Below are 11,532 nucleotides of genomic sequence, written 5' to 3' on the forward strand. Positions count from 1 at the left end.
ACGCCCCACTTCCAGCGTAGTCGGAACGAGAAACTCCTTGAAATTCAAAGAGTTGCTTAATCCAGGTGGTGCTGGTGGTGCTTCGATCGCCTGATCGATAGCGGTGAAATGGTGGTTGACAGCGCTTCTAAACGCTGTATGATCCGCCTCCCGCTACGAGAGATCGCAGCGAGCCAAGTGTTTGAAGCTAAACGAGTTTCTCGCAAAAAACTTCAAAATAAACGCTTGACAGGCTCTGAGGAAAGCGTAGAATGCGCGCCTCGGTTGAGACGAAAAGCTCTTAACCAAACGCTCTTTAACAAATCGAATCAAGCAATTCGTGTGGGTGCTTGTGAGTACGGACTGATAGTCAGAAAGATTATCAGCATCACAAGTGACCATGCGAGAAATCACATAGTCATTTGAGATTGCTGAGCCAAGTTTAGGGTTTCTTAAAAATCCAAGCAGTATTGAACTGAAGAGTTTGATCATGGCTCAGATTGAACGCTGGCGGCAGGCCTAACACATGCAAGTCGAGCGGATGACGGGAGCTTGCTCCTTGATTCAGCGGCGGACGGGTGAGTAATGCCTAGGAATCTGCCTGGTAGTGGGGGACAACGTTTCGAAAGGAACGCTAATACCGCATACGTCCTACGGGAGAAAGCAGGGGACCTTCGGGCCTTGCGCTATCAGATGAGCCTAGGTCGGATTAGCTAGTTGGTGAGGTAATGGCTCACCAAGGCAACGATCCGTAACTGGTCTGAGAGGATGATCAGTCACACTGGAACTGAGACACGGTCCAGACTCCTACGGGAGGCAGCAGTGGGGAATATTGGACAATGGGCGAAAGCCTGATCCAGCCATGCCGCGTGTGTGAAGAAGGTCTTCGGATTGTAAAGCACTTTAAGTTGGGAGGAAGGGCATTAACCTAATACGTTAGTGTTTTGACGTTACCGACAGAATAAGCACCGGCTAACTCTGTGCCAGCAGCCGCGGTAATACAGAGGGTGCAAGCGTTAATCGGAATTACTGGGCGTAAAGCGCGCGTAGGTGGTTTGTTAAGTTGGATGTGAAAGCCCCGGGCTCAACCTGGGAACTGCATCCAAAACTGGCAAGCTAGAGTACAGTAGAGGGTGGTGGAATTTCCTGTGTAGCGGTGAAATGCGTAGATATAGGAAGGAACACCAGTGGCGAAGGCGACCACCTGGACTGATACTGACACTGAGGTGCGAAAGCGTGGGGAGCAAACAGGATTAGATACCCTGGTAGTCCACGCCGTAAACGATGTCAACTAGCCGTTGGAATCCTTGAGATTTTAGTGGCGCAGCTAACGCATTAAGTTGACCGCCTGGGGAGTACGGCCGCAAGGTTAAAACTCAAATGAATTGACGGGGGCCCGCACAAGCGGTGGAGCATGTGGTTTAATTCGAAGCAACGCGAAGAACCTTACCAGGCCTTGACATGCAGAGAACTTTCCAGAGATGGATTGGTGCCTTCGGGAACTCTGACACAGGTGCTGCATGGCTGTCGTCAGCTCGTGTCGTGAGATGTTGGGTTAAGTCCCGTAACGAGCGCAACCCTTGTCCTTAGTTACCAGCACGTTATGGTGGGCACTCTAAGGAGACTGCCGGTGACAAACCGGAGGAAGGTGGGGATGACGTCAAGTCATCATGGCCCTTACGGCCTGGGCTACACACGTGCTACAATGGTCGGTACAGAGGGTTGCCAAGCCGCGAGGTGGAGCTAATCTCACAAAACCGATCGTAGTCCGGATCGCAGTCTGCAACTCGACTGCGTGAAGTCGGAATCGCTAGTAATCGCGAATCAGAATGTCGCGGTGAATACGTTCCCGGGCCTTGTACACACCGCCCGTCACACCATGGGAGTGGGTTGCACCAGAAGTAGCTAGTCTAACCTTCGGGAGGACGGTTACCACGGTGTGATTCATGACTGGGGTGAAGTCGTAACAAGGTAGCCGTAGGGGAACCTGCGGCTGGATCACCTCCTTAATCGACGACATCAGCCTGCTGATGAGCTCCCACACGAATTGCTTGATTCATTGTCGAAGACGATCAAGACCCTATATAGGTCTGTAGCTCAGTTGGTTAGAGCGCACCCCTGATAAGGGTGAGGTCGGCAGTTCAAATCTGCCCAGACCTACCAATATGCGGGGCCATAGCTCAGCTGGGAGAGCGCCTGCCTTGCACGCAGGAGGTCAGCGGTTCGATCCCGCTTGGCTCCACCACTTCTGCTGTACCTTGATCAAACTCAGAAATGAGCATTTGCATCGAATGTTGATTTCTGGCTTTTGTCAGATCGTTCTTTAAAAATTCGGATATGTGATAGAAATAGACTGACATGCACTTTCACTGGTGTGTGATCAGGCTAAGGTAAAATTTGTGAGTTCTGCTCGGAAGAGCAACATGCGAATTTTCGGCGAATGTCGTCTTCACAGTATAACCAGATTGCTTGGGGTTATATGGTCAAGTGAAGAAGCGCATACGGTGGATGCCTTGGCAGTCAGAGGCGATGAAAGACGTGGTAGCCTGCGATAAGCTTTGGGGAGTCGGCAAACAGACTGTGATCCAGAGATCTCTGAATGGGGGAACCCACTCAGCACAAGCTGAGTATCTTGTACTGAATACATAGGTGCAAGAGGCGAACCAGGGGAACTGAAACATCTAAGTACCCTGAGGAAAAGAAATCAACCGAGATTCCCTTAGTAGTGGCGAGCGAACGGGGACCAGCCCTTAAGTTGGTTTGAGATTAGTGGAACGCTCTGGAAAGTGCGGCCATAGTGGGTGATAGCCCCGTACACGAAAATCTCTTATCAATGAAATCGAGTAGGACGGAGCACGAGAAACTTTGTCTGAATATGGGGGGACCATCCTCCAAGGCTAAATACTACTGACTGACCGATAGTGAACCAGTACCGTGAGGGAAAGGCGAAAAGAACCCCGGAGAGGGGAGTGAAATAGAACCTGAAACCGTATGCGTACAAGCAGTGGGAGCCTACTTTGTTAGGTGACTGCGTACCTTTTGTATAATGGGTCAGCGACTTATATTCAGTGGCGAGCTTAACCGAATAGGGGAGGCGTAGCGAAAGCGAGTCTTAATAGGGCGTTTAGTCGCTGGGTATAGACCCGAAACCGGGCGATCTATCCATGGGCAGGTTGAAGGTTAGGTAACACTGACTGGAGGACCGAACCGACTACCGTTGAAAAGTTAGCGGATGACCTGTGGATCGGAGTGAAAGGCTAATCAAGCTCGGAGATAGCTGGTTCTCCTCGAAAGCTATTTAGGTAGCGCCTCATGTATCACTGTAGGGGGTAGAGCACTGTTTCGGCTAGGGGGTCATCCCGACTTACCAAACCGATGCAAACTCCGAATACCTACAAGTGCCGAGCATGGGAGACACACGGCGGGTGCTAACGTCCGTCGTGAAAAGGGAAACAACCCAGACCGTCAGCTAAGGTCCCAAAGTCATGGTTAAGTGGGAAACGATGTGGGAAGGCTTAGACAGCTAGGAGGTTGGCTTAGAAGCAGCCACCCTTTAAAGAAAGCGTAATAGCTCACTAGTCGAGTCGGCCTGCGCGGAAGATGTAACGGGGCTCAAACCATGCACCGAAGCTACGGGTATCACCTTTGGTGATGCGGTAGAGGAGCGTTCTGTAAGCCTGTGAAGGTGAGTTGAGAAGCTTGCTGGAGGTATCAGAAGTGCGAATGCTGACATGAGTAACGACAATGCGAGTGAAAAACTCGCACGCCGAAAGACCAAGGTTTCCTGCGCAACGTTAATCGACGCAGGGTTAGTCGGTCCCTAAGGCGAGGCTGAAAAGCGTAGTCGATGGAAAACAGGTTAATATTCCTGTACTTCCAGTTATTGCGATGGAGGGACGGAGAAGGCTAGGCCAGCTTGGCGTTGGTTGTCCAAGTTTAAGGTGGTAGGCTGAGATCTTAGGCAAATCCGGGATCTCAAAGCCGAGAGCTGATGACGAGTTGCCTTTAGGCGACGAAGTGGTTGATGCCATGCTTCCAAGAAAAGCTCCTAAGCTTCAGATAACTGGGAACCGTACCCCAAACCGACACAGGTGGTTAGGTAGAGAATACCAAGGCGCTTGAGAGAACTCGGGTGAAGGAACTAGGCAAAATGGCACCGTAACTTCGGGAGAAGGTGCGCCGGTGAGGGTGAAGGACTTGCTCCGTAAGCTCATGCCGGTCGAAGATACCAGGCCGCTGCGACTGTTTATTAAAAACACAGCACTCTGCAAACACGAAAGTGGACGTATAGGGTGTGACGCCTGCCCGGTGCCGGAAGGTTAATTGATGGGGTTAGCGCAAGCGAAGCTCTTGATCGAAGCCCCGGTAAACGGCGGCCGTAACTATAACGGTCCTAAGGTAGCGAAATTCCTTGTCGGGTAAGTTCCGACCTGCACGAATGGCGTAACGATGGCGGCGCTGTCTCCACCCGAGACTCAGTGAAATTGAAATCGCTGTGAAGATGCAGTGTATCCGCGGCTAGACGGAAAGACCCCGTGAACCTTTACTATAGCTTTGCACTGGACTTTGAATTTGCTTGTGTAGGATAGGTGGGAGGCTTTGAAGTGGGGACGCCAGTTCTCATGGAGCCATCCTTGAAATACCACCCTGGCAACTTTGAGGTTCTAACTCAGGTCCGTTATCCGGATCGAGGACAGTGTATGGTGGGTAGTTTGACTGGGGCGGTCTCCTCCCAAAGAGTAACGGAGGAGTACGAAGGTGCGCTCAGACCGGTCGGAAATCGGTCGTAGAGTATAAAGGCAAAAGCGCGCTTGACTGCGAGACAAACACGTCGAGCAGGTACGAAAGTAGGTCTTAGTGATCCGGTGGTTCTGTATGGAAGGGCCATCGCTCAACGGATAAAAGGTACTCCGGGGATAACAGGCTGATACCGCCCAAGAGTTCATATCGACGGCGGTGTTTGGCACCTCGATGTCGGCTCATCACATCCTGGGGCTGAAGCCGGTCCCAAGGGTATGGCTGTTCGCCATTTAAAGTGGTACGCGAGCTGGGTTTAGAACGTCGTGAGACAGTTCGGTCCCTATCTGCCGTGGACGTTTGAGATTTGAGAGGGGCTGCTCCTAGTACGAGAGGACCGGAGTGGACGAACCTCTGGTGTTCCGGTTGTCACGCCAGTGGCATTGCCGGGTAGCTATGTTCGGAAGAGATAACCGCTGAAAGCATCTAAGCGGGAAACTTGCCTCAAGATGAGATCTCACTGGGATCTTGAATCCCCTAAAGGGCCGTCGAAGACTACGACGTTGATAGGTTGGGTGTGTAAGCGCTGTGAGGCGTTGAGCTAACCAATACTAATTGCCCGTGAGGCTTGACCATATAACACCCAAGCAATTTGCTTCTGCAGATTGCGGTGGTGAAGACGAAAGAACCGAAAGTTCGCAGCATCACAACTATCGCATATCCGAATTCGCTGGGCTGTCCATCTGGACATTCTGGCTACAGAATTTCTTGACGACCATAGAGCATTGGAACCACCTGATCCCATCCCGAACTCAGTAGTGAAACGATGCATCGCCGATGGTAGTGTGGGGTTTCCCCATGTGAGAGTAGGTCATCGTCAAGATTCATTTCGCAAAACCCCTATCTGCGCGAGCAGGTAGGGGTTTTGTCTTTCCAGCTCCGTTGCCCGAAAGTCGGCTCCCACATTTCGAGCTGTATCACTAGAATAGAGCCGACGTACCTATTCAGAACCTCGAGATGCCCAACCCAGTCGAAACCCAAGCGCTAGAGCAGTTGCCGCTGGACGAGCTGGTCGCGTGCCATGAATGCGACCTGCTGATGCGCAAGCCCCAACTGCAACACGATGAAAAGGCGCAGTGCCCCCGCTGTGGTTATGAGCTATACGCTCACCGGCACAATGTGGTCAATCGCAGCCTGGCACTGGTGCTGACCGCGCTGCTGCTCTTCGTGCCTGCCAACTTCCTGCCGATCATGCAGCTGCACCTGCTTGGCCAGACTTCAGACGATACGGTGTGGAGTGGTGTGCTGGGCTTGTACAACTCCGAAATGCGCGGTGTCGCTGTCGTGGTGTTCCTGTGCAGCATGGCGGTTCCGTTTCTCAAGCTGATGTGCCAGCTCATGGTGCTATTGAGCATCCGCCTTAACGTTGGGCGTAGTTATGGGCTGCTGTTCTATCGCATTTATCACCATTTGCGTGACTGGGGCATGCTCGAGGTCTACTTCATGGGCGTACTGGTCGCAATCGTGAAACTGGTCGACCTTGCCGAGCTGACCGTAGGCCTAGGGTTGTTTTGCTTCATAAGCCTGTTGCTGATTCAGGTTTGGCTTGAAGTGGTGATGTCTCCACACCAGATCTGGAGTGCGCTGTCGGGGGAGGATCTGCATGCGGGCGATTGATGCGGGCATTGTGGTCTGCAATGAGTGTCATGAACTGAATCGACAGGATTCCGAGAGCAAGTCGCAGACCTGCACGCGCTGTGGCGCGATTGTGCATGCACGTCGGCCCAACAGTATCGTCCGTACCTGGGCGCTACTCATCGCTGCCTCGATCCTGTACATACCTGCCAACGTGCTGCCGATCATGACTGTCAGTACATTGGGGCAGGGCAGCCCGGACACGATCATGTCCGGCGTCATTACCCTGCTCAAGCATGGCATGTTGCCCATTGCCGCAGTGGTGTTCATTGCCAGTATTCTGGTGCCCACCTTCAAACTGGTGGGCATCGGTTTGTTGTTATATTCGGTGCAGCGCCGCCAACCCTTGTCAGCGCGGCAACGCATCTTGATGTATCGGTTCATCGAGTTCATAGGACGCTGGTCCATGCTGGACATCTTCGTCATCGCCATCTTGGTGGCGGTGGTGAATTTCGGCCGTATCGCCAGTGTCGAAGCCAACCTGGGCGCTGTCGCCTTCGCTACTGTGGTGATTCTCACGATGCTCGCTGCTTTAACTTTCGATCCCCGACTGATTTGGGATAACACGGAGTCGGATGACGACCATGAGTGACATGCCAACGGCTAAAACCCGGCCCGCCTCCAACTGGTCGGCCATCTGGATTCTGCCGCTGATCGCTTTGATGATTGGAGGGTGGCTGGCCTGGCAGGCCTACCGTGATGCGGGTGTGGAAATCGAGGTTCGTTTCGAGAGCGGTGAGGGCATCGTCGCCAACAAAACCGAAGTCATCTACAAAGGCATGCCCGTCGGCAAGGTAAAAAGCCTGGTGCTCGATGCCGAGGGCGAAAACCAAGGTGTCATTGCCACTATCGAGATGAACAAAGACGCAGAGCCTCACCTTACCAAAGGGACACGGTTCTGGCTGGTCAAGCCCAGTGTCACGCTGGCGGGTATCTCGGGTCTCGAGACATTGGTGTCAGGGAATTACATTGCCGTCAGCCCTGGCGAGGGTGAGCGAACCAAGCGCTTCAAGGCATTGAAGGTGGCGCCACCGCTTTCGGACAGCGAACCGGGCCTGCACCTTACGCTCAAGGCCGATCGCTTGGGCTCGCTCAACCGCGATAGCCCTGTGTTCTACAAGCAGATCCAGGTTGGCCGGGTAAAGAGCTATCGCCTTTCCGAGGACCAGAGCACGGTCGAGGTCAAAGTCTTCATCGAGCCGGCTTATGCCAGCCTGGTGCGCAAACACACGCGCTTCTGGAATGCCAGCGGCATCAGCATCGATGCCGGGCTGTCCGGGGTAAAAGTACGCAGCGAATCCCTCTCCAGCATCGTTGCCGGTGGTATCGCCTTTGCTACACCGGAATACCGCAAGGATAGCCCGCCCACCGACCCGAGCCTGCCATTCCGCTTGTACGAAGATTTCGATGCCGCCCAGGCGGGTATCCGTGTGAAGGTCAAGCTGAGCGACTATGAGGGACTGCAGGCGGGGCGCACCCCGGTCATGTACAAAGGCATTCAAGTCGGCTCGCTGAAAGCCCTGAAGATGGAAAACAACCTTGGCAGCGCCATGGCTGAGCTGACCCTGGACCCCCTGACCGAAGACTATCTGGTCGATGGCACGCAGTTCTGGGTGGTCAAACCTTCCATTTCTCTGGCGGGTATCACAGGCCTGGAGGCCTTGGTGAAGGGTAACTACATTGCCATTCGCCCGGGTGAGAAGGGGGCCACGCCGCAGCGCGAGTTCGAAGCAAGGGCCAAGGCACCGCCGCTGGACCTCAAGGCGCCTGGCCTGCACATGGTGCTGTTCGCCGATACGCTGGGCTCGTTGGAGGTCGGTAGCCCGGTGATGTATCGCCAGGTCAAGGTTGGTAGCGTGCAGAGCTACCAGTTCGCCCGCAACAGCAATCGCATCCTGATCGGTGTGCACATCGAAAAGGAGTACGAGAACCTGGTCAATGGCTCTTCGCGTTTCTGGAACGTCAGCGGCATTACCCTCACCGGTGGCCTGTCGGGCATCAAGATAAAGAGTGAGTCGCTGCAGACCCTGATGGCCGGTGGCATCGCCTTCGACACGCCAACGCCGAACGTAGCCCTCAAGCGCCATATTCCAAGGTTCCGGCTGCACGACAGCCAGGAGGCGGTAAACCGTGCCGGCACGCTGATAACCATCCGTGTAGACCGTGCAGATGGCCTCAAGCCGGGAACGCCCATCCGTTTCCGTGGCCTGGATGTTGGTAGTGTCGAGAGTGTCGACCTGACCAAAGACCTGCAGGCTGTGTTGTTGCGCGCACGTATCACCGAAGCGGCAGACCGCATCGCCCGTGCAGGGACGCAGTTCTGGGTGGTCAAGCCGGCCCTTGGCCTTGTGCGTACAGAAAACCTCGATACCCTGATTGGCGGCCAGTACCTGGAGGTGCAGCCCGCTGTTAAGGACAAAGGCCCGCAGCGTGATTTCATAGCCTTGGCTGACGCGCCTGAGGTAACCGGGGTGGAAGTCGGCTTGCCATTGACCCTCAGCGCCCCGCGCAGGGGGTCGATCAAGCCGGGCGTGCCGGTGACCTACCGTGAGGTCGCGGTGGGTAAGGTAACGGGCTTCGAGTTGGGCCAGACGGCAGACCGCGTGCTGATTCACATCCTGATCGAGCCACGCTATGCCGCGCTGGTGCGCGGTGGCAGCCGGTTCTGGAACAGCAGCGGTTTCGGTTTCGACTGGGGCTTGTTCAAGGGCGCCACTGTGCGTACCGAGTCGCTGGAGACCCTCATCGACGGTGGTATTGCATTCGCCACGCCTGATGGCGAGCAGATGGGTAACCCGGCGCGGCCGCAGCAGACCTTTGCCTTGTTCGACAAGCCTGAGGACGCCTGGCTGCAGTGGGCACCGAAGATCCAGATCGCCAAGTAATGCAGGGGCCGCTATGCGGCCCTATCGCTTTTGTGGGGCCCGGCTTGCCGGCGATGAGGCCGTAACTGGCAACACAAGCATCATCAAATCGCAGGCAATAAAAAACCGACCCTAGGGTCGGTTTTTCGACAAGCGTCGCTTAGGCAGCTGCAGCTTCTTTCAGCGCCTTGATGTGGCCATTCAGACGGCCTTTGTGGCGAGCAGCTTTGTTCTTGTGGATGATACCCTTGTCGGCCATACGGTCGATTACAGGTACAGCCAGAACGTAAGCGGCTTGCGCTTTTTCGGCGTCTTTTGCGTCGATGGCTTTGACTACATTCTTGATGTAGGTGCGGACCATGGAACGCAGGCTGGCGTTGTGGCTGCGACGCTTCTCAGCCTGTTTTGCACGTTTCTTGGCGGAAGGTGTGTTGGCCACCGTCGAGCTCCTCGAAAGACTTTAGGTAAATAGCAAACAAAATAGGCCGCGAATCATGCCGATCAGTTGACCGGATGTCAAGGCCACCTGCAGGGTTCCGCCGAGCGGTGTACCAACAGGAGGGAAATATTCCTTTCTGCTGCACGACCTGTAAACTCGGGAATTTTTGGCTCCCCTGCGAAGGCGCGGGAGTATCGCACATTCGGACGCTGTCTGGCAGCGTCCTCTGCCCTTGGCGTGAATCTTTTCGATGAACCTGCTCAAATCCCTGGCTGCAGTCAGCTCCATCACCATGATTTCCCGGGTGCTGGGGTTCGTGCGTGACACCATCCTGGCCCGTGTTTTCGGCGCCGGCATCGCTACCGACGCCTTTTTCATCGCCTTCAAGTTGCCCAACCTGCTGCGGCGCATTTTTGCCGAGGGGGCCTTCTCCCAAGCGTTCGTGCCGATCCTTGCCGAATACAAGACCCAGCAGGGCGAGGAGGCGACGCGCACTTTCATCGCCTATATCAGCGGCCTGCTGACGCTGGTCCTGGCCCTGGTCACGGTGATTGGCGTGCTTGCGGCACCCTGGGTGGTCTGGGCCACGGCGCCCGGTTTTGCGGACGATGCCGAGAAATACCAGCTGACCACCGACCTGCTGCGGGTGACCTTTCCTTATATATTGCTGATCTCACTGTCGTCCTTGGCCGGGGCGATCCTCAATACCTGGAACCGTTTTTCGGTCCCGGCCTTCACGCCGACCCTGCTCAACGTGGCGATGATCATCTTCGCCCTGCTGCTCACGCCGTATTTCGACCCGCCCATCATGGCACTGGCCTGGGGCGTGCTGGCCGGAGGCCTGGCGCAGTTGCTGTACCAGCTGCCGGCGCTGAAAAAAATCGGCATGCTCGTGCTGCCGCGCCTGAACCTGCGTGACTCCGGCGTGTGGCGCGTGCTCAAGCAGATGTTGCCGGCCATTCTCGGCGTTTCGGTCAGCCAGATTTCGCTGATCATCAACACCATCTTCGCCTCCTTCCTGGTGGCCGGCTCGGTGTCCTGGATGTACTACGCCGACCGTCTGATGGAGTTGCCCTCGGGCGTGCTTGGCGTTGCCCTGGGTACCATCCTGCTGCCGACGTTGGCCAAGACCTACGCCAACAAGGACCGCGAGGAGTATTCGCGGATCCTCGACTGGGGCCTGCGCCTGTGCTTCCTGCTGGTGCTGCCCTGCACACTGGCCCTGGCGATACTCGCCGAGCCGCTGACCGTTGCATTGTTCCAGTACGGCAAGTTCAGCGCCTTCGATGCGGCGATGACCCAGCAGGCACTGATCGCCTATTCGGTAGGCCTGTTGGCGATCATTCTGGTCAAGGTACTGGCACCGGGCTTCTATGCGCAGCAGAATATTCGTACGCCCGTGCGGATCGCTATCTTCACCCTCATCTGCACCCAACTGTTCAACCTGGCCCTGGTCGGCCCGCTGCAGCACGCCGGCCTGGCCCTGGCGATCAGCCTGGGCGCCTGCCTGAATGCGGGCCTGCTGTTCTGGAAGCTGCGCAGCCAGCAGCTGTTCCAGCCGCAGCCGGGCTGGACGCTGTTCCTGCTCAAGCTGGTGCTGGCAGTAGCGCTGATGGTGGCCGTACTGCTGGTGGGCATGCACTACCTGCCGGCGTGGGAGCAAGGCAACATGTTCGAGCGTTTCGTGCGCCTCGGGGCGTTGATCGCGGCCGGTATCGTGACCTATTTCGGTTGCCTTTACCTGTGCGGCTTCAGGCCCCGGCATTTCGCCCGCAAGGCCCTGCACTGAGCTGGATGGCGGGTCAGGCGTCGGTTTTT

Annotated in this window: 5 protein-coding genes, 2 tRNA genes and 3 rRNA genes; 9 read left to right on the forward strand and 1 reads right to left on the reverse strand. The window is 55.6% G+C overall.

Annotated elements, in window-relative coordinates; genetic code table 11:
- Positions 1-451 precede the first annotated feature (451 nt).
- From ACMGGN_RS00005 to ACMGGN_RS00040, 8 genes are all read left to right on the forward strand, one after another.
- A 16S ribosomal RNA gene (locus tag ACMGGN_RS00005) occupies positions 452-1,988 on the forward strand.
- A gap of 77 nt (positions 1,989-2,065) precedes the next feature.
- Positions 2,066-2,142 (forward strand) — tRNA-Ile (locus tag ACMGGN_RS00010).
- A gap of 6 nt (positions 2,143-2,148) precedes the next feature.
- A tRNA-Ala gene (locus ACMGGN_RS00015) sits at positions 2,149-2,224 on the forward strand.
- A 236-nt stretch (positions 2,225-2,460) separates the two neighbouring features.
- Positions 2,461-5,352 (forward strand): 23S ribosomal RNA (locus ACMGGN_RS00020).
- 131 nt (positions 5,353-5,483) lie between these two features.
- Positions 5,484-5,599 (forward strand): 5S ribosomal RNA (rrf, locus tag ACMGGN_RS00025).
- Together the 16S, 23S and 5S rRNA genes with 2 tRNA genes alongside form the textbook arrangement of a ribosomal RNA operon.
- Positions 5,600-5,733: 134 nt before the next feature.
- A complete protein-coding gene (locus tag ACMGGN_RS00030) occupies positions 5,734-6,393 on the forward strand; it encodes a paraquat-inducible protein A (protein WP_125923355.1) in 660 nt (219 codons plus the stop codon).
- On the forward strand, positions 6,380-7,003 hold the full coding sequence (locus ACMGGN_RS00035; protein WP_281870259.1) for a paraquat-inducible protein A: 624 nt from the start codon (positions 6,380-6,382) through the stop codon (positions 7,001-7,003). Before ACMGGN_RS00030 ends, ACMGGN_RS00035 begins: the two co-directional genes overlap by 14 nt.
- Positions 6,996-9,296, forward strand: coding sequence for a PqiB family protein (locus tag ACMGGN_RS00040; RefSeq protein ID WP_046784655.1), 2,301 nt, complete (start codon positions 6,996-6,998; stop codon positions 9,294-9,296). The genes ACMGGN_RS00035 and ACMGGN_RS00040 overlap by 8 nt, the downstream gene beginning before the upstream one ends.
- A gap of 139 nt (positions 9,297-9,435) precedes the next feature.
- Here ACMGGN_RS00040 and rpsT read toward each other — a convergent pair whose 3' ends face one another.
- Positions 9,436-9,714: a 30S ribosomal protein S20 gene (gene rpsT, locus ACMGGN_RS00045; protein WP_003247625.1), complete on the reverse strand. Its 279-nt coding sequence runs from the start codon at positions 9,712-9,714 to the stop codon at positions 9,436-9,438.
- 250 nt (positions 9,715-9,964) lie between these two features.
- Here rpsT and murJ point away from each other — a divergent pair, with 250 nt between their 5' ends.
- The gene (murJ, locus tag ACMGGN_RS00050; RefSeq protein WP_125923356.1) at positions 9,965-11,503 is read left to right on the forward strand and encodes a murein biosynthesis integral membrane protein MurJ; all 1,539 of its coding nucleotides are present in this window, start codon (positions 9,965-9,967) and stop codon (positions 11,501-11,503) included.
- The last annotated feature ends 29 nt before the right edge of the window (positions 11,504-11,532 follow it).

This window comes from Pseudomonas sp. BNK-30 (assembly GCF_047456185.1).
Lineage (GTDB): Bacteria > Pseudomonadota > Gammaproteobacteria > Pseudomonadales > Pseudomonadaceae > Aquipseudomonas > Aquipseudomonas putida_E.